Source organism: Streptomyces sp. NPDC107538 (assembly GCF_055657445.1).
The window spans coordinates 43,841-67,656 of the sequence record NZ_JBVKAY010000005.1; the positions used below are offsets into that span (position 1 = coordinate 43,841).

The following is a 23,816-nucleotide window of genomic DNA, read 5'->3' on the forward strand; positions in this document are numbered from 1 at the left end:
TCGCCGGCCTCCCCTGCGGCCTGCAGTTCGTCCTGCAGATCTGCCATGGCGGACCTCCGTAGCCGTTGGGTGATCGCAGTACTCGTCACCGTGGCACGGAGGCCGCCCGCGTTCCTGCGGGGTGGGGCGTTCGGGTTGTACGCCCGCGGCGGGGCCGCCGTACGCCACCCGGGTGATGTCCGGGGAGCGTACGGGCGGCGCCCGGTGTCACCCGTCCAGCTGAGCCAGCGTCGCGTTCGACGCGGCCGTACGGCCCTGGAGGTCCCGGGCCACGTCCTCCGCCGCGCCCAGCACCCGGACCGCGTTCTGCCAGGTCAGCTTGGCCAGGTCGGTCCGGGACCAGCCGCGGTCGAGCAGCTCGGCGATCAGGTTCGGGTAACAGGAGACGTCGCCCAGACCGTCCGGGGTGAAGGCCGTGCCGTCGTAGTCGCCGCCGATGCCGAGGTGGTCGACCCCGGCCACCTCACGCATGTGGTCGAGATGGTCCGCGACCGTGGACACCGTGGCGACCGGGCGGGGGCTGCGCTCCTCGAAGGCGCGGTGGACCGCCATCCCCTCGGGGGTGGTGTCGAGGTGGTGGAAGCCGTGGGCCCGCATGTTCTCGTCGGCGGCGGCCGTCCAGTCCACGGCGGCCTGGAGCACGAACTTCGGCACGAAGGTCACCATGGCCACTCCCCCGTTGGCCGGGAGGCGTTCGAGAACGTCGTCCGGGATGTTGCGGGGGTGGTCGCAGACCGCCCGCGACGAGGAGTGGGAGAAGATCACCGGGGCGACGGAGGTGTCCAGCGCGTCGCGCATCGTCGTCGCGGCGACGTGCGAGAGGTCGACGAGCATGCCCTCGCGGTTCATCTCCCGCACGACCGCCCGGCCGAAGGCCGTGAGCCCGCCGGCCGCCGCCTTGTCCGTGGCGGAGTCCGCCCAGGCGATGTTGTCGTTGTGGGTGAGCGTCATATAGCGGACGCCGAGCGCGTACAGCGCCCGCAGGGTGGCGAGGCTGTTGTCGATGGAGTGGCCGCCCTCGGCCCCCATCAGCGAGGCGACCCGGCCCTCGGCACGGGCGGCCTCCATGTCGGCGGCGGTCAGCGCGGCCCGCAGCTCGGCCGGGTAGCGGTCGATCAACTGCCGTACACAGTCGATCTGTTCGAGCGTCGCGGACACCGCCCCGGGCAGGAACGCGGCGTCCGAGGGCACGTACACCGACCAGAACTGCGCCCCGACCCCGCCCGCGCGCAGCCGCGCCAGGTCGGTGTGCAGGAAGGCGCTCTGGTCGATGGCGATGTCCCGCGCGCCCAGGTCGTAACGGACCTGCTCGCGCAGCGCCCACGGCAGGTCGTTGTGCCCGTCCGCGACCGGAAACTCCCGCAGCAGCTCCCGGGCCGCCTCCAGCGATGCCATGTTCATGCCCGCGTCCATGCCCATACTCATATCCCCCGTGATCCCCGTCATTCCGTCGTGTTCGATACGCCCGGCACGGCTCTCCGTCGCCGTCGCGTCTACTTCCCGAAGCCGAAGCCGTTGCCCGCGCCCTCGACCTTGGTGCGCAGGCGCTTGCCCTTCTCGGTGGCCTGGTCGTTCAGCTCCTGCTGGAACTCCCGCATCCGGGCGAGAAGTTCCTCGTCGTGCGTGGCCAGGATGCGGGCGGCCAGCAGACCGGCGTTGCGGGCCCCGGCGACGGAGACCGTGGCGACGGGCACACCGGCCGGCATCTGCACGATCGACAGCAGGGAGTCCATGCCGTCGAGGTACTTCAGCGGCACGGGCACGCCGATGACCGGCAGCGGGGTCACGGACGCGAGCATGCCGGGCAGATGGGCGGCGCCGCCCGCACCCGCGATGATCGCCTTGAGGCCCCGGCCCGCGGCCTCCTCGCCGTACGTGACCATCTCGCGCGGCATCCGGTGCGCGGAGACGACATCGACCTCGTACGCGATCTCGAACTCGTCGAGGGCCTGCGCGGCGGCCTCCATGACGGGCCAGTCGGAGTCCGACCCCATGACAATGCCTACGACGGGGCTCACAGGGCTCATTCGGTGATCGTGCCTCTCAGGTAACCGGCAGCGTGACGGGCGCGCTCCAGCACGTCGTCGAGGTCGTCGCCGTAGGTGTTGACGTGTCCGACCTTACGGCCGGGCTTCACGTCCTTGCCGTACATGTGGATCTTGAGCTGCGGGTCGCGGGCCATGCAGTGCAGATACGCGGAGTACATGTCCGGGTAGTCGCCGCCGAGGACGTTGACCATGACCGTCCACTTCGCGCGCGGGCGCGGGTCGCCGAGCGGGAGGTCGAGGACGGCGCGTACGTGGTTGGCGAACTGGCTGGTGATCGCGCCGTCCTGGCTCCAGTGGCCGGAGTTGTGGGGGCGCATGGCCAGCTCGTTGACGAGGATGCGGCCGTCGCGGGTCTGGAACAGCTCGACGGCGAGGTGGCCGACGACGTCCAGTTCCTTGGCGATGCTCAGCGCCATCTCCTCGGCGCGCAGGGCGAGGGCCGGGTCGAGGTCGGGGGCGGGCGCGATGACGGTGTCGCAGACGCCGTTCACCTGCCGCGACTCGACGACCGGGTACGCGACGGCCTGGCCGTGCGGCGACCGTACGACGTTGGCGGCCAGCTCCCGTACGAAGTCGACCTTCTCCTCCGCGAGGACCGGGACACCGGCGCGGAAGGGCTCGGCGGCGTCCTCGGCCGAGCGGACGACCCAGACGCCCTTGCCGTCGTAGCCGCCGCGGACCGTCTTGAGGATGACCGGAAACCCGTCACCCTCGGCGCCCTCGGGGAGCCCCTCGGCGGCGAAGGCGGCCACGTCGTCGGGGTCCGCGACGATGCGGTGCCGGGGGCAGGGCACGCCGATCGCGTCGAGCCGTGCGCGCATCACGCCCTTGTCCTGGGCGTGCTGGAGCGCGTCCGGGCCGGGGCGGACGGGGATGCCGTCCGCCTCCAGTGCCCGTAGATGCTCGGTGGGTACATGTTCGTGATCGAAGGTGATCACGTCGCAGCCCTGCGCGAACGCACGCAGCGTGTCCAGGTCGCGGTAGTCGCCGATGACGACATCACCGACGACCTGCGCCGCGGAATCCTGAGGGGTGTCACTGAGGAGCTTGAATCTGATGCCGAGCGGGATGCCCGCCTCGTGTGTCATACGAGCGAGCTGGCCACCGCCGACCATGCCGACTACCGGGAACGTCACGCCCCCAGGGTATCGGCCACGGAATCGGCCACTCCCGGGTGTCCGTTTTCCCCGCTCATTTCCCCACTGGACCGCCCAGGGACCTCCCCTGTATCCCGGCTGTGAGGTTCTGCACAGGCATTGCCCAGGGGGGCTGGTTAGCATGGCTGAACCAGTGGATTTCGACCGAAGATCACCACAGATCCGTTCAGATCTCCTCATTTCACCGAGCGACGGGGCCGTACACGATGGGAAGTACCAGCTCGGGGTCCGATACGAAGCCCCGCGGCGTCCTGCGTCGCCGGATCGACCTGCTCGTACGGGAGGTCGCCAAGTTCGGCGCGGTGGGCGGGGCGGGGCTCCTGGTGAACCTCGCGGTGTTCAACCTCGTGCGGCACACCACCGATCTGCAGGTCGTCCGGGCCAGCGTCATAGCCACGGTCGTCGCCATCGCGTTCAACTACGTCGGGTTCCGCTACTTCACGTACCGGGACCGTGACAAGAGCGGCCGTACGAAGGAGCTGTCGCTGTTCCTGCTGTTCAGCGCGGTCGGGCTGGTGATCGAGAACGGGGTCCTCTACACCGCCACGTACGGCTTCGGCTGGGACAGCCCGCTGCAGTCCAACATCTTCAAGTTCCTCGGCATCGGCGTCGCCACCCTCTTCCGTTTCTGGTCCTACCGCACCTGGGTGTTCCGAGCCCTCCCGGCCCGCGAGGCAGTAGCCAGCGCCGAATCCTTCCTCGAAGCCGGAGCCACCCACCCACCCGCCCTGACCGGCGGTGCAGCCAGACGCCCACAAGACAGGACCTAGCCCCCAGCACCACGCCCCCGCCGGAGGCCGCCGGCCCCGCCCGCCTGCCAGCACCACTGGCTACCGGGGACGCAAGCCATCCGGGACGAAAAGCGCGGGGCGCAGCCCCGGCTTTTCAGGGGCGCGGGGAACTGCGCGAGAAGCCCCACCGGCCCGCACTCGCCGTCCTACGCGCCGGAGCCACCGCCTTACGCACCACAGCCACCGCCCTACGCGCCGCAGCCCCGCCTACGCACCACCGTCGCCGCCCCTCCGCGAACCCCCTCGCACCACCCCCCGAGCGACAAGTGCCCCCCGGCCTACCTGACCGGCCGTTCCCCGCCGGCAGGCGTCCTTACCGGCGTCCGTGACAGGAACAGCCCGAACACCGGCGGCTGCGCCTGGAGCATCTCCAGCCGCCCCCCGTCCGCCTCCGCGAGGTCCCGCGCCACGGCCAGCCCGATGCCCGTCGAGTTGCGCCCACTGATCGCCCGCTCGAAAATCCGCGCCCCGAGGTCGGCGGGGACGCCGGGCCCCTCGTCGGTGACCTCGATCACCGCCTGGTTCCCGGTGACCCGGGTGCGCAGCGCCACCGTGCCCCCGCCGTGCATCAGCGAGTTCTCGATCAGCGCGGCCAGCACCTGCGCGACCGCCCCCGGCGTACCCACCGCCTGGAGGTGCCGCTTGCCTGAGCTGACCACGGCCCGCCCGGCGCTGCGGTAGGCCGGCCGCCACTCCTCCAGTTGCTGCTTGATGACCTCGTCCAGCTCGAAGGAGACCGCGGAGCCGTTGCGGGGGTCGCGGGAGTTGGTGAGGAGCCGTTCCACGACGTCCGTGAGCCGCTCGACCTGGGTGAGCGCGATGTGCGCCTCGTCCTTCACCGTGGCGAGGTCGTCGGTGAGGGTGATCTCCTCCAGCCGCATCGACAGCGCGGTCAGCGGCGTACGCAGCTGATGGGACGCGTCGGCCGCGAGGCGCCGCTCGGCGGTCAGCATGCGGCCGATCCGCTCGGCGGAGGCGTCGAGCACGTCCGCGACCCGGTCCAGCTCCGGGACGTCGTACCGCTTGTGCCGGGGGCGCGGGTCGCCGGAGCCGAGCCGTTCGGCGGTCTCGGCGAGGTCGGTGAGGGGGGAGGCGAGGCGGTTGGCCTGGCGTACCGCGAGGAGGACGGCGGCGATCACGGCGATCAGGGCGACCGCCGCGATGATCAGCAGCGTACGGCCGACCTCGCGGCTGACCGCCGAGCGGGACTCCTCGACCGTGACGACCTCGTCCTTCTCGCCCTTGGCCTCATGGCGGATGACGTCGCCGACGGGCTTCTCGCCGATCTCGATCGTGGACTGGCCGGGGATCTCGATACGGGCGTACCGCTCGTCGCCGACCTGGTCCCTGAGGACCTCGGCGGTGATCCGTTCGTCGCCGATGATGCGGCTGTCCACGATGCTCGTCAGCTGGACCGCCTCGGATTCGACGCGTTCCTGGGCACTGTTGCTGATCGTGCGGGTCTCGACGATGACGAGCGAGACCCCGAAGACCGCGATGACGACGAGCACCACGGCGAGGGTGGACTGGATGAGACGGCGACGCACGGTTGCCCTCCGGGCGGGCGGGGTGTTTTACGTGGACCAGTGTGCCTCTGCCTGCTGCGGCACCCGGCGCCAGGGCCGGGCGCCGCTGTGCACGGGGCGCGGCCCCGTAAGGGGCGGCACACGCCCCCGGGTTCCTGGGCGCCCCCGCCCCCGCCGACCGCTCAGTTCTTCTCGAACCGGAAGCCGACGCCCCGCACCGTCGCGATGTACCGGGGGTTCGCCGCGTCGTCGCCGAGCTTCTTCCGCAGCCAGGAGATGTGCATGTCGAGGGTCTTGGTCGACGACCACCACGTGGTGTCCCAGACCTCGCGCATCAGCTGGTCCCGGGTGACGACCCGCCCCGCGTCGCGCACGAGCACCCGCAGCAGGTCGAACTCCTTCGCGGTGAGCTGGAGTTCCTCGTCGCCCATCCACGCCCGGTGCGACTCGACGTCGATCCGCACGCCGTGGGTGGCGGGCGGCTGCGCCGGCTCCGCGGCACCGCGCCGGAGCAGCGCCCGTACGCGGGCGAGCAGTTCGGCGAGCCGGAAGGGCTTGGTGACGTAGTCGTCGGCGCCCGCGTCGAGGCCCACGACGGTGTCCACCTCGTCGGCGCGCGCGGTCAGGATGAGGATCGGCACGGCGTGCCCCTCGGCGCGCAGCCGGCGGGCCACCTCCAGGCCGTCCATGCCGGGCAGCCCCAGGTCCAGGACGACCAGGTCGACGCCACCCTGCATTCCGGCGTCCAGCGCGGTGGGGCCGTCCTCGCGGACCTCCACCTCGTACCCTTCCCGGCGCAGTGCGCGAGCCAACGGCTCCGAGATGGACGCGTCGTCCTCGGCGAGCAGTACACGGGTCATGGGGTGATGGTAGTCCGAGGAGAACCGCAGGTGGAGGGTGATCGGCAAGCGTGATTCACACCTTTGTCCAACGGTTCTCTTACTTCCCCGGTGCATGATCCACTGCGGCGGGCGTTTCGTCCCTCCCCCGGTGAAGATCCGGGCGCGGGTGTGGACGGGTGTGGAGAAGACGCCCGGCTTCGGTGCGGGTCACGCGCCGATCCCGTGAACATGCCGCCCTCGCAGCCCGCGGCGCGCGATCACAGCCTGCGTCCACCCGCCACGAAACCCCGTATGACCTTCGAATATGCGCTCGCGATCAGCTTCTTACCTGTGATCCGCCTCTCAAGCCCTTCCTTTTCCCGCAGTCTTCTGACGTATGGTGACGGAACGCCTGTAGTGACACGTGGGGACCTTTGGCGGCATATCCGCGCTGAAGGTCTCTTTTCTGTGCGTAATGACCTGTGGCCGGGCCCCGAACACGCGGGACGCATCGCTGCGTTGACGCGCGTAGAGGGGCGTGGATCCCGGTGGTCGCCGTCCGCCGTCCCGTGATCCGGGGCGGAATCCCCGTGGGCGTGGGGTGGACGTCCCGGCCGACCGGTGCCGGCCGCCCCTCCACCGGGCGCGCGCCCCCACGACGCCGTCCCGACCTGCAAGGAACGACCATGGCGTCCAGCCTGACGAAGGACTCGGCCGGCCGGGGAACCCCCGGCCCCGAACCCACCTTCTTCGGCCACCCCCGCGGACTGGCCACTCTCTTCATGACCGAGATGTGGGAACGATTCTCCTACTACGGCATGAAGGCCCTCCTCACCGTCTACCTGCTCTCCGGCGGCCCCGACGCCGGCAAGGGGAGCATGGGCGGCGGCCTGGCCATGGACCTGGCCACCACCACCACGATCGTCGCCGTCTACTCGGCGATGGTGTACCTGCTCGCGATGCCCGGCGGCTGGCTCGGCGACCGGGTCTGGGGCCCCCGCAAGACGGTGACGATCGCCGCGGTCACCATCATGACCGGGCACCTGGTGCTCGCCCTGCCCGGCGGTCAGGCGCCGTTCTTCGCGGGCCTCGCGCTGGTCGCGGCCGGCTCCGGCCTGCTGAAGGCCAACATCTCCACGATGGTGGGCCACCTGTACGACGGCCCCGGGGACCCGCGGCGCGACGGCGGCTTCACGATCTTCTACATGGGCATCAACGCGGGTGCCTTCTTCGCCCCGCTGGCCATCGGCACCGTCGGCCAGGAGGTCAACTGGCACCTCGGCTTCGGTCTGGCCGCGGTCGGCATGGCCATCGGTCTCGCCGTGTTCCTCGCCGGCAGCCGGACCCTCAGCCCGCAGAGCGACGTCGTCCCGAAACCGCTGGCGTCCGCTGAGCGCGCCGCCTGGCTGCGCAAGGGCCTGCTCTGGCTGGCCGTCGCGGCCGTCTTCTACGGCGCCGTGGGCGTCAGCGGCCGCTTCACCCTGAACTGGGCGATGATCCCGCTGACGGTCATCGGCCTGGTCGTCCCGGCCGGTGTGCTGCTGCGCATCAAGCGTGACAAGGAGCTGACCACGGCCGAGCAGTCGAAGATGACCGGCTACATATGGTTCTTCGTCGCCGCCGCCGTGTTCTGGATGATCTACGACCAGGGCGCCTCCACGGTCCAGGCGTTCGGCTCGAACGACCAGAAGGTGGCCGGCTCGCTGCTCGGCTTCGAGTTCCCGACCTCCTGGTACCAGTCGCTGAACCCGCTGTTCATCATGGCGCTGGCCCCGGTCTTCGCCTGGCTCTGGCTGTGGCTGAACCGTCAGGGCAGGGAGCCCAGCACGGCCGTGAAGTTCGCGATGGCCCTGGTGCTCATCGGTGTCTCGTTCTTCTTCTTCCTGATCCCGCTGGGCATGGCGGCGGACGGCACCCTGGCCAGCCCGATGTGGCTGGTGGGCATCTACTTCATCCAGACCGTCGGTGAGCTGTGCCTCTCCCCGGTCGGCCTGTCGGTGACGACGAAGATGGCCCCGGCCAAGTACGCCAGCCAGATGATGGGCGTGTGGTTCCTCGCGGTCACCGCGGGCGACTCCATCACGGGTCTGCTCTCCAACCCGGCTGTCGGAGGCTTCGACCTCAGCGGCACCGGCATGGTCGCCGTGGAGGCCACCCTCGCCGTCCTCGCCGGTTTCGCGATCTACATGTACCGCAGGAAGGTCAGGGCCCTCACGGGCGACGTCAACTGAGACCGGCGCCCGCTGGTTTCGGGGAAGGGCCGCCGCACCTCCGGGTGCGGCGGCCCTTCCCCGTCTTCACACGGAGGCGTCCTCCTGCGTCACAGGGGGGCGTCCTCCTGCGTCGAGGGGAGCCGCGCGGTCCGCGGCGTCCCCGGATCGGTGTCCGGTGTGAACCACGGCAGGGGCGATGCCGTACGGGGCGGGAGCGGCGTACGAGGCTGCGCGTGTGCGGCAGTCGAGGGGCTCGGACGGGGCAGCCACCCGGGGAGTGCGCGTGTCCGCGGCCCGCGTCGCCTCGCGTCGGGGGCCGTTCGCCCCGGTCGCACCCGGTCCACGGCGGTCATCCCGATCCGGAACAGCGCGGCCGGGACGACGAGGCAGAGCATCAGCCAGAAGAGGGTGACGCCCCAGGGGCGGCCCACGCTCCACGGCTGTTCGGCGAGGACCTTGCCGCCGTACTTGAGGGAGACGGTGTACCCGCCGTGGGCCCCGGCCGCGAGGTCCACGGGCAGGGTGACCCGGGCCTCGCCGCCCGGCCGGATCGTGCCGCTCCACTGCTGTTCCTCCCAGCGTGGTGCGAACACCCCGTGGGATGTGCCGACCTGGAACACCGGGTTCTTCACCGGGGAGGTCCCGACGTTGCCCACGGTGAAGACCAGTTCGCGGGCCGGCGGCGCGCCGAACCAGGTCAACAGGCCGCTGGAGCCCGTCAGCCGGCCGTCCGCCAGGAGGGACAGCCGTCCGCCGGACGCCTCCCTCGGCAAGGGTTCGACCGAGTGCCCGGCCACCTCGAAGGCCGCGTCGGCCGCCGCCTTCGGGCCCGTGATGGCGGAGACGTGCACGACGCACGGGCACGGCACCGGCGGCTCCGCCACCGGCAACTCCCGCCGGAAACCGCCCTTGTCGTCGGCGGTCACGGCCCGCCCGTCGGCGTTGGCACAGGAGTCCGTGCCCCCGGGCACCCCTCTCGACGGCGCGGCCTGACCGCAGATCAGCACCATCAGGATCGCCTTCGGCCGCCAGCCGGACCCGGTCACGGTGACCGAACCACCGGTCCCCGCCTGCGACTTGGAGAGGTTCACGGTTGGTTTGGCCGCGGTTGGTTTGGCCGCGGCCGGTTCGGCCGCCGCCGCGCGCGCCGGGGCGTGCGCCTGCGCGGACCCGCCCCCGACGGGCACCACGAGCGCCACGACGAGGGCCAGCACCACCGCCGACATCGACGTCAACCTCGACATCGACAGTGCGTACGACGCCGGGACCCGCCGCCCACTGATCACGTTCCGGCTCCCGTCAGCGACGTACCGCCTGGTTCCTGCGTGTCACCCACAACGCCCCCGCCGCGCCCGCGAGCAGCACCGTGCCGCCGAGCGTGCCGAGCGCGACCGCCGAGTCCAGGGGCCCGGTCTGCGGCAGCTCACCGCCCGAGTCGCCGGAACCTCCGGAGTCCGAACCGCCCCCCGTAGCGCCCCCCGTACCGCCCCCGGCGGTGACGTCGAGCGTCAGTGACGGGCCGGGGTCGTTGCCCGGGGTGCAGGTCGTCACCGTGCCGAGCGCCTTGATGGTGAGGACGCCCGCGGTGAAGTCGACCTTGCCGGTCTTCTTCGGGGTGTACGTACCGCTCAGATCATTGATCTTGATCGGTGTGTTGGCCGGAATCGCCTCCTCGTTCGCCGGCCCCGTCACCGTGAGCGTCCCGCTGTCGGCGCCGCCCAGTTCGATCGTGGCGCTCGGCGTCATCGCGCCCTTGCCCAGTTCGACCGGGCTCGACGAGACGCCCTTCTGCCACGACATCGTGATCTTGTAGCCGTCGCCGCTCTCGACACCCTTGATGTCGATCGGCGACACCGCGGACTTGTCCCCGATCGGGGTCTTGCAGTTGTACTCGACGTCCACGACCTCGGCATGGGCCACCGGAGCGGCCATCAGCACCGCCGACCCGGCCAGGGCCGCGAGGGACGCGAGTGCGGCGGTTCGTTTCTGGTACGTCCGGTACGACACCTCGGCACCCCACATTCTGACGGAACATCAGATCGGCGGCTCAAGGTACGCCGGGGCCCTTGGAGAAGGAAGACACACGCAAGTGTCGGATGTGTGTCGATGAACAGGGCCCGCCTCCTCGGCGGTGGGCGCGCCCCGGGAGACCGGCGGACCCTTGATGGACCGACGAGGGGCGCGGGGCCGTGGCGACCTGCGGCTCCCGCCGCGCACCTCTCCGCCGGAACCCTCTAGGCCGGTGCCCCCAGCTCGGCCCACACCGTCTTCCCGGCCGCCCCGGGAGCCCGTACGACCCCCCAGTCCAGGCACAGCCGCTGCACGATGAACATCCCGTGGCCGCCCGGGCGCCCGGCCCGGTGCGGTGTCCGGGGTGCCGGATTTCCCGTCCCCCGGTCGGACACCTCGATCCGCAACACCTTGTTGTCGCAGCCGATCCGCAGCTCGGCGGGGCCCCCGGCGTGCAGACACGCGTTGGTGACCAGCTCGGACACCACCAGCAGGACGTCCTCGGCGGCGGCGCGGCGGTCCGCGGTCGCGGCCGGCAGCCATCCCCACGCGTACAGCGCCTGACGGGTGAAGTCCCGGGCGAGCGGCACCACTCCGCTCTCGCCCTCGAACCCGAGCCGTCGGGACCGACGACTCGTGGCGGGGGCCTCGGGCGGGTCACCGCCGGGCACCCCCGAAGCGCCGCCGGCACCCGGTTCCGGGCCGCGGTCGCCCGGCGAGAAAGGCCGGGTGGTGCTCATCAGCGCTTCACCTCACCGCTTCACCAGTTCACGATTCAGGACTCATCAAGGGTGCGGGCCGAAGACCCGCGGTACGTACCGTCTTCTTGTTCTTCTGCTGCCGCGTATTGTCCGCTGCCGTCACGCTTCCGCCGTCGTGCGCCGCCGCGCGTTGTCATGCGTCGTCTTCGTTTCAGGATGTCTCCTGCCCGAGCGAACCGTCAGAACACCCACGTTTTCGGCATAGAACCTGTGACGCGAATAACCCCGGCCGGAACGGAACGGCCGGGGCCGGCCTCGGACGCGGGGAACGGGCCTAGGGGGTGCTGTGCGGGACTTTCAAAACACCCCCTAGTCGCCCAGGGCCGTGTCGAGGCTGTCGTGGACGGTGAACACCGCGTCCGCCCCGGTGATCTCGAAGACCCGCGCCACCGCCGGGAGCATGCCCGCCAGATGGACGCCGCCGCCCGCCGCATCCGCCCTGAGCCGGACGCCCAGCAGGACGTTCAGCCCCGTGGAGTCACAGAACTCCAGGCGCGAACAGTCCACCACCAGGCGGGTGAAGCCCTTGTCCAGGCAGCTCTCGAGTGGCTCACGCAACAGATCGGCGGTGTGGTGATCGAGCTCACCCGCCGGGGTCACGACGGCGCTGGAGCCCTCTTCCCGCACCTCGACCCGTAGTCGGCCCGACTGTGCGCTGCCGACCGTCCCACGGTCCATGCCGTCTCTCTCCCGACCGTCGTGACTGCTGACTCGCCCTCGAACACTACGCCTTCTCCACACTCCCCGACACCCGAACAATCCCTCTAAAAGGGACATTTCGCCACAGTACGCACTTGCGATGGCATCGGGAAACCGGGTAGGGCTAGTAGTGACACGAATCGACACGGCCGGCTTTGGAGGCGCCGCACACCGCAGTGCACGTATTGGCATCGGCGGCCATATGCCGAGAACGATGGAGGACATCATGTCACCCCGGCTCGACGCATCGCATACCCAGAGGGCGACGTCGGCATCCGCCCCGGAAGAGACGCAGGACGAACTCGCCCATGATCCGGGCGACGCGCTCGCCGACCTGCCGGAGATCCCCCCGTACGACGAGGTGGGACCGGTGGACGCCCGGGCGCTGTCCAAGACCCTCTTCGAGCGGCTGGAGTCCCTTGAGGAAGGCACGTACGAGTACTCGTACGTACGCAACACCCTGGTCGAACTCAACCTCGCCCTGGTGAAGTTCGCCGCCTCCCGGTTCCGCTCGCGCAGCGAACCCATGGAGGACATCATCCAGGTCGGCACCATCGGCCTGATCAAGGCGATCGACCGCTTCGAACTGAGCCGGGGCGTCGAGTTCCCCACTTTCGCGATGCCTACCATCGTCGGCGAGATCAAGCGTTTCTTCCGTGACACGAGCTGGTCCGTGCGCGTGCCGCGCAGGCTGCAGGAGCTGCGGCTCGACCTGGCCAAGGCCGGTGACGAACTCGCGCAGAAGTTCGATCGCGCGCCCACGGTGGGAGAGCTGGCGGAGCGCCTCGGGCTGACGAACGACGAGGTCGTCGAGGGCATGGCGGCGTCGAACGCGTACACCGCCTCCTCGCTGGACGCCCAGCCCGAGGAGGACGACTCCGAGGGCGCGCTGGCGGACCGGATCGGCTACGAGGACCACGGGCTCGAAGGCATCGAGTACGTCGAGTCCCTGAAGCCGCTGATCGCCGAACTGCCGCCGCGCGACCGGCAGATCCTCTCCCTGCGGTTCGTGGCCAACATGACGCAGTCCGAGATCGGGGACGAACTGGGCATCTCCCAGATGCATGTCTCCCGGCTGCTGTCCCGCACGCTGGTACGGCTACGCAAGGGGCTGACGCTGGAGGAGTGAGCGCGGGCGCGCGCGCCGAACGGCGCCGTGCGCGGCGTCCTGGAGGGTGACAGAAGTCGGCCGGGTACCACGGGAGTTGCGACACTCCTGGCGTACCCGGCCGAACTGTTGTCGGCCCGCCATCCATCTCGCCCCCTTACCGCAAGAAACCCCTTCCCTCTGGTTCACCTTCCGTCACTATGGTCACGCGCCAGACTGTTCGGTACGCCAGAAGCCGACGGGCGGACACGGGGGTGCGAGGAGGCACGAGGATGACTCGGGCTCGGGACGAGCGCCCCGGCGGCGACGTCGGCCATGAGGACCACCAGGACACCGGTGCGCCGAGCGCACGCCGCGACGACGGGTCCGAGCACCGGCACGCGGGCGCGTCCGACGCGCGGCTCACCACCCTGTTACGCGCCGACACCCCGGTCGCGTACACGGCCCTGCGCGAGTTGCGCGAACGTCACCGCCACTCGGTCCTCGCCTACGCCCGGCTGTGCGCCGCGAGCGAGTCCTCGGCGCGGGAGCTGGCGACGCAGGCGTTCACCATGGCCACCAAGGAGACGGCGCGCGGCGTCGAGCCGAGCGTCCCCTGGCGCCATCAACTGCTCCTGCTGACCGCCCGGGTGGCCGCCACCTGGACCACGGACGGACACGCGACCGGCCTCGCCGCCGCCCTGCGCCCCGTGCTGGACGCGGCGGGCCCGGACGGTCCCGTCCCGCCCATGCTCGCGGCGTTCCAGTCTCTGCCGCCCCGCCCGCAGGGCCTCATCTGGTACGGCGTCGTGGAGGAGGAACCGGACGACCGTACAGCCGTCCTGCTCGGCCTGACCGCCGACGACGTCACGTACAAGCGGGAGTCCGCGGTCCACGCCCTGCGCCAGGCCTGTCTCCGAGCGCGCCTCGCCGCCTCCGACGACCCGCGCTGCCAGGACTTCCGCCGTCTGATCGAGGAGTCCGTACGCCCGGACACCCCCCGTCACAGCGCCGATCTGCGGGCCCACATGGAGCACTGCGCGCACTGCGCCGGCGCGTACGAGGAGCTGTGCGCCCTGCGCGACAGCCCGCGTACGGCCCTCGCGGAGGGGTTGCTCCCCTGGGGCGGTACGGCGTACACGCGGGGCGTGAGCGCGGCCCGAAGCGGTGCGGGCGCATGGGACGGCGAAGCCACGCAGGACGGCGCCGGGGCGCCCGACGGTTCCGACCGTACGCGGGCCTGGGGCGAGACCGACGCGCGGGCCGATACGAGGTACGGCGGGACCGGCGCGCGGGGTGACGACCGGGCGAGCGCGGGAACGGGAGCGGGAGCGGGGACGGCGGAGCACTTCGCCGAGCCGGAGGCCCAGCCGGGGCGCCCGCAGCCGGGGCAGCCGTGGGCGAGTTCCCGAGCGGGAGGCTGGGCCGGAGCGACGGCCGCGGCGGCGGAGGCATGGGCGGGGTCGGGCCTCGGATCCACGCCCGAGGCCGGCGCGGGCGGCGACGCCGGAGCTGGGGTCGGGGTGGGGGGCGGGGTTGATGCCGGGGGCGACGCTGGCTCTGGCTTCGGTGCGGGTGCGGGTGCTGGTGCTGGCGGCGGTGCGAGTGCGGGTGCCCGCGCCGGCGCTGGGTCGGGCCTCGGCACCGGCTCCGACTTCGGGGCCGATTCCGGCGACGCCGCAGGGGTTGGGGCCGACGCTGGCTTCGGCTCGGGCTTCGGTGCGGGTGCGGGTGCGGGTGGGCCTGTGGGTCCCCACGCCGACGCTGGCTCGGGCATCGGCGCAGACTTTGGCTCCGGCTTCGGTACCGATTCCGACGCAGGGACGGGGGCCGGGGCCGACGCTGGCTTCGGCTCGGGCTTCGGTGCTGGTCCTGGCGGCGGCCCAGGGGCGGGGGCCGACTCGGGCTTCGGTGCTGGTGCTGGCGCTGGTGGCGGCGCAGGGGCGGGGGCCGGAGCCGACACGGGCTTCGGTGCTGGCGGAGGCGCGGGCGAGGGTGGCGGCTCTGGCCCCGGTGCTGGCATCGGTCTCGGCGCGGGTTCCGGTTCCGGCGTGGGTTCCGGTTCCGGCGCAGGGATTGACTCCGCTGCCAGTACCGGCAGCGGCGCCGGTCTTGGTTCCGGCTCCGGTTTCGATGGCCGCTTCGGGGGCGGCCCCGATAGCGGCTTCGAACCCGCCGCAGACTCCAACTCCGGTACCGGCTCCGCCTCCGGGCGCGGGCCGAGGCCGGAGCGCGGTCGGCACCCGGAGCGCGGGTCCGGCTCCGACACCACCGGCTGGAGCGGAGCGGAGACGAAGCCCCGGAGCGACGCCTTCGCCGGGGCCGAAGCGTGGGGAGGTCCCGGCGTGGAGGCTTGGGGCGTACCCCGAGGTGGGCCCTCCCCCGACGGGGCCTGGACGGCAACCGGTCCTGCGGCCGACGCGGAAAACGGGGCCGGGCACAGGTCCGGGACCGGAGCGGGAGCCGCCGGAGCCGGGGCGGCAGCCGCGATGGTCGGCGGTATCGGTGGTGGCGGCATTCCTGACGGCGGGGCCGGGGCCTGGGCGGCGGCAAGCGTCGACGGCGGGGCGGGCGGGCCGGAAGACGCGGCGGTGGGGGGCAAGTGGACGCCCGCGCGGCGGCTTGTGCTGACCTCGGTGGCTCTGGGCGTGGCGTTGGCGCCGCTGCTGGCGTTCCTCGTGTTCTCGGGCACGGTCGGCTCGTCGTCGTCCGACGACAACGCGGGTTCCGGCGGTACGCCCGCCGCACCGCCCGCAGGGCCCGTGACCCCGACGGCCCCGGCCAGCCCGACGCCGTCCCCGACCCCTTCGGCGAGCGAAAGCCCCTCGAAGCCGCCGGAGAAGGAGAAACCCACCAAGAGCCCGAGTCCGACCCCGTCGACGTCGGGCCCGCCGACGCCGCAACTGCCGTACGGACCGCCGCTGAACGGTTCCTACACGCAGGTGGTGAACGTCGGCTCGGGGCTGTGTCTGGACATCCGGGGCGAGTTGGAGAAGGGCACGGACGTCGTCACCGCGACCTGCTCCTCGCGCGCCACCCAGCGCTGGCGCGTCGACTCCCAGCGGGACGCCCTCCAGTCGTTCGCCGACCCCGATCTGTGCCTCGACAGCCGCGGGGCGACCGACGACGGCGTGGGCATCTGGGACTGCGACTCGCTGGACGGGGAGAACGGCGAGAACCTCAGGTTCGAGGTCGACTCCAAGGGAATGATCCGCCCGGCGATCGCGCCGGGGCACGCCGTGACCCCGGACGCGCTCGGTTCCGTCAGCTTCACCGAGGTGTCGGGGCGCGACGGCCAGCGGTGGCGGGCGGGCGCCGGACGGGTCCACACCTGAGGCCGCCGTGTCCGGGGCAGCCCGTCAGACCACGCGTACGCCCCGCCGCCACACGCCCGTGACCAGGGGAACGCCCGGCCGGTAGGCGAGGTGGACATGGCTGGGCGCGTCCAGCAGCGCGAGATCGGCGTACGCGCCCGGCGTGAGGCGGCCGATGTCCTCGCGGCGGAGCGCCCGCGCGCCCCCGGCCGTGGCCGACCAGACCGCCTCGTCCGGCGTCATCCCCATGTCCCGCACGGCGAGCGCGACGCAGAAGGGGACGGAGGAGGTGAAGGACGACCCCGGGTTGCAGTCCGTGGAGAGGGCGACGGTGGCGCCCGCGTCGAGCAGCCGCCGGGCGTCCGGCCACTGGGCGCGGGTGGAGAACTCGGCGCCGGGAAGCAGCGTGGCGACCGTACGGCTGTTCGCCAGGGCGTCCACGTCGGCGTCGGTGAGGTGGGTGCAGTGGTCAGCGCTCGCCGCGTCGAGTTCCACGGCGAGCTGGACGCCGGGGCCGTACGACAGCTGGTTGGCGTGGATGCGCGGGTGCAGGCCCTTCGCCCGGCCCGCCGTGAGAATCGCGCGGGCCTGGTCGCCGTCGAAGGCGCCCCTCTCGCAGAAGACGTCGATCCAACGGGCGTACGGGGCACAGGCGTCGAGCATCTCGCCGGTCACCAGCGCCACGTACGCGGCGGGGTCGTCGGCATGGTCCGGGGAGACGACGTGGGCGCCGAGATACGTCACCTCGTCCGTGTGCCGGGCGGCGATCCGCAGCGCCCGTGCCTCGTCCTCGACGGTCAGGCCGTAGCCGGACTTCGTCTCGAAGGTGGTCGTGCCCTGGCGGAGGGCCTCACGGAGGTAACGGGTGAGGTTGGCCTCCAGTTCCTCGTCGCCGGCGGCGCGGGTGGCGGCGACGGTCGTACGGATGCCGCCCGCGCTGTAGGCCCGGCCGGACATCCGGGCGTTGAACTCGGCGGTCCGGTCGCCCGCGAAGACGAGGTGGGAGTGGGAGTCCACGAAGCCCGGCATCACCGCCCGTCCACCGGCGTCGACCCGATTGTCAGTGGCGGGTGCTTTGCTTTGATCACCGGTCCACGCGATGCGTTCACCGTCGATGACGACGGCCGCGTCCTGGATCAGTCCGAGTGGTGAACCGTCGCCGAGGGAGGGGTCGTTGGTGACCAGGGCAGCGATGTTGGTGATGAGCGTACTCGCGGTGCTCGCCGGGTCGGCGGGGCTGACGGTCGTCGGGCTGCTCATGGCGTCCTTGGTTGCTTGGTCGGCGGTCGGGTCGGGTCGGGGGGCCGAGTCCGGCCCGGGGGCCGGTCGCGTGGGCGGCCGGCCGGGGGTCATCCGCGCAGCGCCGCGACGGCGTCCGCGAGGGCGCGCGGCACATCCGGTACGAGCGCGTGCGCCCCGTCCCGTACGACGTGCCGACCTCCCACCACCGTGTGCGACACGTCCGCTGCCGACGCGGCGAATACCGCGGTCTCCGCGCCGAGCCGTGGAAGCGGCCCCGCTGTCCTGACCGAGTCGAGCGCGATCGTCGTGAAGTCGGCGAGCGCGCCCGTCTCCAGGGCGCCGGCGTCGTCCCAGCCGATCGCCGCGTGGCCGTCGGCCGAGGCGGCCCGCAGGAGGGCGGCCGCCGTCCAGTGACCGCGCGTACGGGTGCGCAGCCGCTCGTTCAGCTCCATCGCGCGCGCCTCTTCGAGCAGGTCGACGACGGCGTGGCTGTCGGAGCCGAGGGAGAGCGGGGAGCCCGCGCGTTGCAGGGCGACGGCCGGTCCGATGCCGTCGGCGAGGTCCCGTTCGGTCGTGGGGCACATACAGGTGCCGGTGCCGCTGTCGCCGAGGAGGGCGATGTCCTCGTCGGTGAGATGGGTGTTGTGGACGCCCGTCGTACGGGGGCCCAGCACGCCGTGGTCGGCGAGGAGCCGGGTGGGGGTACAGCCGTGGGCCGCGTGGCAGGCGTCGTTCTCCGCCGTCTGCTCCGACAGGTGCACATGCAGCGGTGCCCGCCGCTCCTCGGCCCACCGCGCCACGGTCGCCAACTGCCCGGCCGGCACGGCCCGTACGGAGTGCACGGCCGCACCGATCCGCACGTGATCCCGGTCCTTGAGAACTGAACAGCGTTCCGCCCAGGCCTCCGCCGTGCCGTCGGAGAAGCGGAGCTGATGGCGGTCGGGTGCCTTGCCGAAGCCGGCGGAGAGGTAGGCGGTGTCGAGGAGGGTGATCCGGATGCCCGCCTCGGCGGCGGCCTCGATGAGCGCCTCCCCCATGGCGTTCGGGTCGGCGTAGGGGGTGCCGCCGGGGGCGTGGTGGACGTAGTGGAACTCGCCGACGGCCGTGATCCCGGCCAGCGCCATCTCCGCGTACACGGCCCGCGCGAGGGCGTGATAGGTGTCCGGGGTCAGCCGGTCCGCCACCCGGTACATGACCTCGCGCCAGGTCCAGAAGGTGCCCGAGCCGACCTGGACGGTGCCGCGCAGCGCCCGGTGGAAGGCGTGGCTGTGGGCGTTGGCGAGGCCGGGCAGGGTGAGGCCGCGCAGGACGACCGCGCCCGGGGGCGGGGTGGGCGTCTCGACCCGCACCTCGGTGATGCGGCCGGCCCGGGGGGTGCCCTCGCCGGCGACGGTCAGGGTCACGCCCGGCTCGACGTTCGTGCCGAGCCAGGCGTGTTCGAGCCAGTAGGTCGTCTCCGTCACCTGCGGACCAGCCCTTCCAGTACGTCGGCGAGCGCGGTCACCCCGGCCAGGCAGTCGTCCTCGGCGGCGTGCTCGGCCGGGGAGTGCGAGACGCCTGTCGGGTTGCGCACGAACAGCATGGCGGTCGGGACGGTCCCGGAGAGGATCCCGGCGTCGTGTCCGGCGCCGGTCCCGAGCACCGGCACCTTCAGGTCGGCCGCACCGGCCGTGTCCCGGCCCAGAATGCGGGCGATCTCGTCCCGCAGCGCGTGCTCGAACTCGACGACGGGGGTGAAGGACTCCCGGACGACGTCCAGTTCGATCCCGTGCTCACGGGCGTGGTCACGGGCGGCCTCCTCGATCGCGCCGACGACCGTGTCCAGGGTCGCCTGGTCCTCGGCGCGGGAGTCGAGCCAGCCGCGGACGAGGGAGGGGATGGCGTTGACGCCGTTCGGCTCGACGGAGATCTTGCCGAAGGTGGCCACGGCCCCGGCGAGCCGTGCCTCGCGACGGGCGGCGAGCACGGTCTCCGCGTACGACAGCATGGGGTCGCGGCGGTCGACGAGCCGGGTCGTGCCGGCGTGGTTGGCCTCGCCCCGGAAGTCGAACCGCCAGCGGCCGTGCGGCCAGATGGCGCTGGCGATGCCGACGGCGTCCCCGGAGAGGTCCAGGGCGCGGCCCTGTTCGACGTGGAGTTCGACGAACGCGCCGATCCGGGCGAGGCGTTCGGGGTCCGGCCCGATGGCCTCGGGGTCGTGGCCGGCGGCTTCCATGGCCTGCGGCAGGGTGATGCCGTCCGCGTCGGTCAGCCGTGCCGCCTGCTCGACGGTCAGGTGCCCGGCCGCCAGCCGGGACCCCACGCAGGCCAGCCCGAACCGCGCGCCCTCCTCGTCGCCGAAGTTGACGAGGGCGAGGGGCTTGTCGAAACGGGTGCCCCGGGCGCGGAGTTCGTCGAGCGCGGCGAAGGACGACACGACGCCGAGGGGGCCGTCGAAAGCACCGCCGTCCGGGACGGAGTCGAGGTGCGAGCCGGTGACCACGGCGTCCCCGGCGGCGGGGTCCCCGAGCCAGGCCCACTGGTTCCCGTTTCGGTCGACCTCGTAATCCAGGCCACGGTCGCGGGCCTGCTCCTCGAACCAGGCCCGGCACTCGGCGTCGGCCCCGGTCCACGCGAACCGCCGGTACCCCCCGGAGTCGGGGTGCCGCCCGATGGGCCTCAGCTCCCGCCACATCTCATGGAAGGAGGCGCCGCCCGCGTCGGTGCTGCCGGGCCGCGGACCGCGTTCGGCCGCCGCGGGCTGGGTTCGGGTCACGCGTCCTCACCCTGGCCGTCCTCACCCTGGCCGCCCTCGCGCATCGGCACCCGTACGCCCCGGTCGTCCGCGACGGTCTCCGCGATGTCGTAGCCGGCGTCGACGTGGCGGATGACGCCCATCCCGGGGTCGTTGGTCAGCACCCGGCGGATCTTCTCCCCGCCGAGCTTCGTGCCGTCGGCGACCGTCACCTGACCGGCGTGGATGGACCGGCCCATGCCGACGCCGCCGCCGTGGTGCAGGGAGACCCAGGACGCCCCGGAGGCCACGTTGACCATCGCGTTGAGCAGCGGCCAGTCGGCGATCGCGTCGGAGCCGTCGAGCATGGCCTCGGTCTCGCGGTAGGGGGAGGCGACGGAGCCGCAGTCGAGGTGGTCGCGGCCGATGGCGAGGGGCGCGGCCAGTTCACCGGAGGCGACCATGTCGTTGAAGCGCTCGCCCGCCTTGTCCCGCTCGCCGTAGCCGAGCCAGCAGATGCGCGCCGGGAGGCCCTGGAAGTGGACCCGCTCCCCGGCCATCTTGATCCAGCGGTGGAGGGACTCGTTCTCGGGGAAGAGGTCGAGGATCGCCTTGTCGGTCCTGGCGATGTCGGCGGGGTCGCCGGAGAGGGCCGCCCAGCGGAAGGGGCCCTTGCCCTCGCAGAACAGCGGCCGGATGTAGGCGGGGACGAAGCCGGGGAAGGCGAACGCCCGCTCGTACCCGGCGAGTTGGGCCTCACCCCGGATGGAGTTGCCGTAGTCGAAGACCTCGGCGCCGGCGTCCATGAAGCCGACCATGGCCTCGACGTGCCGGGCCATGGACTCACGGGCCCGGGTGGTGAAACCGGCCGGGTCCTTGGCGGCGGCGGACGCCATGTCGTCGAAGTCCATGCCCACCGGGAGGTACGCCAGGGGGTCGTGGGCGGAGGTCTGGTCGGTGACGATGTCGATGGGGGCGCCCTCGGCGAGCAGGCGGGGCAGCAGCTCGGCCGCGTTGCCCAGCAGGCCGATGGAGAGCGGGCGGCGGGCGTCCCGGGCCTCGACCGCGAGTCGGAGGGCGTGCTCCGGGCTGTCGGCCCTGACGTCGAGGTACCGGTGCTCGATGCGGCGTTCGATGGCGCGCGGGTCGACGTCGATACAGAGGGCGACGCCGTCGTTCATGGTCACGGCGAGGGGCTGGGCGCCGCCCATGCCGCCGAGGCCGGCGGTGAGGGTGATGGTCCCGGCGAGGGTGCCGCCGAACTTCTTGGCGGCGACGGCGGCGAAGGTCTCGTAGGTGCCCTGGAGGATGCCCTGGGTGCCGATGTAGATCCAGGAACCGGCGGTCATCTGGCCGTACATGGTCAGGCCGAGCTGTTCCAGGCGGCGGAACTCCTCCCAGTTGGCCCAGTCGCCGACGAGGTTGGAGTTGGCGATGAGGACGCGGGGCGCCCACTCGTGGGTCTGCATGACACCGACGGGGCGGCCGGACTGGACGAGCATGGTCTCGTCCTGCTTGAGGGTGCGCAGGGTGCGGACCATGGCGTCGAAGGAGCGCCAGTCACGGGCGGCCTTGCCCGTGCCGCCGTAGACGACGAGCTTGTCGGGGTGCTCGGCGACCTCGGGGTCGAGGTTGTTCTGGAGCATGCGCAGGGCGGCTTCCTGCTGCCAGCCCAGGGCGCTGAGTTCCGTACCTCGCGGTGCTCGGACGGGGCGGGGTCCTGACACGGGTCTGCCTCCTCGCTTTACAGCAACTATTCACATCCTGGCCCGATGAATAGAGCTAGTCAATACGGCCGTAGCGCCAGCGACGGCGGGCCGTGGATGTTTGGCTGGACACATCGGCCCTCCCGGGATCGACCGAGGGCGCGACAGTGAAACGACGGACGACACGACAGCGGGGGAAGAGATGGGAGACGTGACGAACGGGACCGTCGGGGAGGGGCCGGCCGGGGGCCGGGCCCACCCGCAGGACGAGGAAGACGGCGAGCGCACGCTGCGGCTGTTCGACACCGACGGCGAGCGGGCGGCCCGGCGGGACGAGGCCGTGCGGGCGGCGGTGGAGCGGGGGCTGCTCGGCCCCGGCACACCGGTCGTCGCACTGCTGGACGTCACCGGGATCCGGGCCTCGGCGGGGGCGCTGCGCAGGGCGTTCGACGCGGTGACGGCGCCGGGGACGCCCGTGCTGCACGCGTTCGCGGTGAAGGCGACACCGCTGGTGCCGGTGCTGCGGCTGCTGCGCGAGGCCGGGATCGGCGCGGAGGTGGCGAGCGCCGGGGAGCTGGCCCTGGCGCGGGCGGCCGGGGTGACGCCGGGGCGGACCGTGCTGGACTCGCCCGCCAAGACCCCGGCCGAGCTGCGGGAGGCGCTGGCGCTGGGCATCGCCGTCAACGCGGACAATCCGCAGGAGCTGGACCGTATCGACGCGCTCGTCCGGTCGGCGACCACCCGCTCGCCAATCGGCATCCGGGTGAATCCGCAGGTCGGCGGAGGGGCGATCGACGCGCTGTCCACGGCGACGGCCACGTCGAAGTTCGGGGTGGCGCTCCGCGACGAGGGCGCCCGGGAGTGGGTTGTCCGGGCGTACCTGGACCGCCCTTGGCTGAGCCGGCTGCACGCGCACACCGGGTCGCAGGGGATGCCGCTGTCGCTGATGACGCGGGGGATCACGGAGACGTACGAGCTGGCGGAGGAGATCAACCGGCGGATCGGGCGGCGGCAGATCGACACGATCGACATCGGCGGCGGGCTGCCGGTGAACTTCGCGTCGGAGGCGGCGACACCGACGTACGAGCAGTACGCGCGGCTGCTGGCGGAGGCGGTGCCGGGGCTGTTCGACGGGCGGTACGGGCTGGTGACCGAGTTCGGGCGGTCGCTGCTGGCGAAGCACGGGACGGTCGTCGCGCGGGTGGAGTACACCAAGAGCGCGGGCGGGCGGGCGATCGCGGTCACCCACGCCGGGGTGCAGGTGGCGACGCGGACGGTGTACGCGCCGGGGTCGTGGCCGCTGCGGATCGCGCCGTACGACGCGAAGGGGCGGGTGAAGGAGGGGCCGGTGGTGGTGCAGGACGTGGCCGGGCCCGCCTGTTTCGCGGGGGATCTGCTGGCGGAGGGGCGGGCACTGCCGCTGCTCGAACCGGGGGACTACGCGGCCGCGTTGGACACCGGGGCGTATTACTTCGCGCACCACTATGCGTACAACTCGCTGCCGCGGCCGGGGATCTACGGGTATGCGCCCGGGGAGCGGGGGATGCGGTTCGCGGTGGTGCGGCGGGCGCAGAGCGTGGAGGAGATCGTGGCCGAGGCGGGGGGAGCCGAGAGGGCGGGGCTGTTGGGGCTTTGAGAGTCACCTTCCGGGGCGCGGGGAACTGTGGGGTGGCGGCTGCGGGTTGTCCGTGGCTGGGGGCGCCCACGCGGCAGTAGCCGCATATTCAG

The 23,816-nt window shown here is 72.2% G+C and carries 18 protein-coding genes; 5 read left to right on the top strand and 13 right to left on the bottom strand.

All coding sequences use genetic code 11. The features are described from left to right. Positions 1–207: 207 nt before the first annotated feature. From ACZ7MG_RS18605 to ACZ7MG_RS18615, 3 genes are all read right to left on the bottom strand, one after another. A complete protein-coding gene (locus ACZ7MG_RS18605; RefSeq protein ID WP_471395029.1) occupies positions 208–1,395 on the bottom strand; it encodes a dipeptidase in 1,188 nt (395 codons plus the stop codon). A 98-nt stretch (positions 1,396–1,493) separates the two neighbouring features. Next, positions 1,494–2,027 (bottom strand): 5-(carboxyamino)imidazole ribonucleotide mutase, encoded by a 534-nt coding sequence (purE, locus tag ACZ7MG_RS18610; RefSeq protein ID WP_471394795.1) that lies wholly within the window; start codon positions 2,025–2,027, stop codon positions 1,494–1,496. Then, the gene (locus ACZ7MG_RS18615; protein ID WP_471394798.1) at positions 2,024–3,184 is read right to left on the bottom strand and encodes a 5-(carboxyamino)imidazole ribonucleotide synthase; all 1,161 of its coding nucleotides are present in this window, start codon (positions 3,182–3,184) and stop codon (positions 2,024–2,026) included. The genes purE and ACZ7MG_RS18615 overlap by 4 nt, the downstream gene beginning before the upstream one ends. Positions 3,185–3,411: 227 nt before the next feature. Here ACZ7MG_RS18615 and ACZ7MG_RS18620 point away from each other — a divergent pair, with 227 nt between their 5' ends. After that, positions 3,412–3,975, top strand: a complete 564-nt coding sequence (locus tag ACZ7MG_RS18620; protein ID WP_471394801.1) for a GtrA family protein — start codon at positions 3,412–3,414, stop codon at positions 3,973–3,975. A 299-nt stretch (positions 3,976–4,274) separates the two neighbouring features. Here the strand turns inward: ACZ7MG_RS18620 and ACZ7MG_RS18625 are convergent, their stop codons facing one another. Further along, positions 4,275–5,543: an ATP-binding protein gene (locus ACZ7MG_RS18625; protein WP_471394804.1), complete on the bottom strand. Its 1,269-nt coding sequence runs from the start codon at positions 5,541–5,543 to the stop codon at positions 4,275–4,277. 161 nt (positions 5,544–5,704) lie between these two features. Beyond that, complete coding sequence (locus ACZ7MG_RS18630; protein WP_471394807.1) at positions 5,705–6,382, bottom strand: response regulator transcription factor; 678 nt, start codon at positions 6,380–6,382, stop codon at positions 5,705–5,707. A gap of 647 nt (positions 6,383–7,029) precedes the next feature. On the opposite strand from ACZ7MG_RS18630, the gene ACZ7MG_RS18635 reads away from it, so the two are divergent. Continuing rightward, positions 7,030–8,574, top strand: coding sequence for a peptide MFS transporter (locus ACZ7MG_RS18635; protein ID WP_471394810.1), 1,545 nt, complete (start codon positions 7,030–7,032; stop codon positions 8,572–8,574). Between the two features lie 89 nt (positions 8,575–8,663). Here ACZ7MG_RS18635 and ACZ7MG_RS18640 read toward each other — a convergent pair whose 3' ends face one another. From ACZ7MG_RS18640 to ACZ7MG_RS18655, 4 genes are all read right to left on the bottom strand, one after another. Beyond that, entirely contained in the window at positions 8,664–9,800 is a 1,137-nt protein-coding gene (locus ACZ7MG_RS18640) for a hypothetical protein (RefSeq protein WP_471394813.1), read from the bottom strand. 55 nt (positions 9,801–9,855) lie between these two features. Further along, positions 9,856–10,578, bottom strand: coding sequence for a peptidase (locus ACZ7MG_RS18645; RefSeq protein WP_471394816.1), 723 nt, complete (start codon positions 10,576–10,578; stop codon positions 9,856–9,858). A gap of 212 nt (positions 10,579–10,790) precedes the next feature. Further along, complete coding sequence (locus tag ACZ7MG_RS18650; protein WP_471394819.1) at positions 10,791–11,306, bottom strand: ATP-binding protein; 516 nt, start codon at positions 11,304–11,306, stop codon at positions 10,791–10,793. Positions 11,307–11,636: 330 nt separating this feature from the next. Continuing rightward, the gene (locus ACZ7MG_RS18655; RefSeq protein WP_471394822.1) at positions 11,637–12,005 is read right to left on the bottom strand and encodes an STAS domain-containing protein; all 369 of its coding nucleotides are present in this window, start codon (positions 12,003–12,005) and stop codon (positions 11,637–11,639) included. A gap of 235 nt (positions 12,006–12,240) precedes the next feature. On the opposite strand from ACZ7MG_RS18655, the gene ACZ7MG_RS18660 reads away from it, so the two are divergent. Both ACZ7MG_RS18660 and ACZ7MG_RS18665 read left to right on the top strand, forming a co-directional pair. Next, a complete protein-coding gene (locus ACZ7MG_RS18660) occupies positions 12,241–13,155 on the top strand; it encodes an RNA polymerase sigma factor SigF (protein ID WP_471394825.1) in 915 nt (304 codons plus the stop codon). A gap of 251 nt (positions 13,156–13,406) precedes the next feature. Continuing rightward, positions 13,407–16,448, top strand: a complete 3,042-nt coding sequence (locus tag ACZ7MG_RS18665; protein ID WP_471394828.1) for a ricin-type beta-trefoil lectin domain protein — start codon at positions 13,407–13,409, stop codon at positions 16,446–16,448. A gap of 24 nt (positions 16,449–16,472) precedes the next feature. Here ACZ7MG_RS18665 and hutI read toward each other — a convergent pair whose 3' ends face one another. The 4 genes from hutI to hutU form a co-directional block, all read right to left on the bottom strand. Next, complete coding sequence (gene hutI / locus ACZ7MG_RS18670) at positions 16,473–17,780, bottom strand: imidazolonepropionase (RefSeq protein ID WP_471394831.1); 1,308 nt, start codon at positions 17,778–17,780, stop codon at positions 16,473–16,475. After that, positions 17,777–19,132 carry a formimidoylglutamate deiminase gene (locus ACZ7MG_RS18675; RefSeq protein WP_471394834.1) on the bottom strand — a complete coding sequence of 452 codons (1,356 nt, stop codon included), beginning with the start codon at positions 19,130–19,132 and terminating at the stop codon, positions 17,777–17,779. Before ACZ7MG_RS18675 ends, hutI begins: the two co-directional genes overlap by 4 nt. Further along, positions 19,129–20,343, bottom strand: a complete 1,215-nt coding sequence (locus ACZ7MG_RS18680) for an allantoate amidohydrolase (RefSeq protein WP_471395030.1) — start codon at positions 20,341–20,343, stop codon at positions 19,129–19,131. The genes ACZ7MG_RS18675 and ACZ7MG_RS18680 overlap by 4 nt, the downstream gene beginning before the upstream one ends. A 77-nt stretch (positions 20,344–20,420) precedes the next feature. Continuing rightward, positions 20,421–22,109: a urocanate hydratase gene (gene hutU / locus ACZ7MG_RS18685; protein WP_471394837.1), complete on the bottom strand. Its 1,689-nt coding sequence runs from the start codon at positions 22,107–22,109 to the stop codon at positions 20,421–20,423. A gap of 181 nt (positions 22,110–22,290) precedes the next feature. On the opposite strand from hutU, the gene ACZ7MG_RS18690 reads away from it, so the two are divergent. After that, a complete protein-coding gene (locus ACZ7MG_RS18690; RefSeq protein WP_471394839.1) occupies positions 22,291–23,724 on the top strand; it encodes a type III PLP-dependent enzyme domain-containing protein in 1,434 nt (477 codons plus the stop codon). Positions 23,725–23,816: the final 92 nt, after the last annotated feature.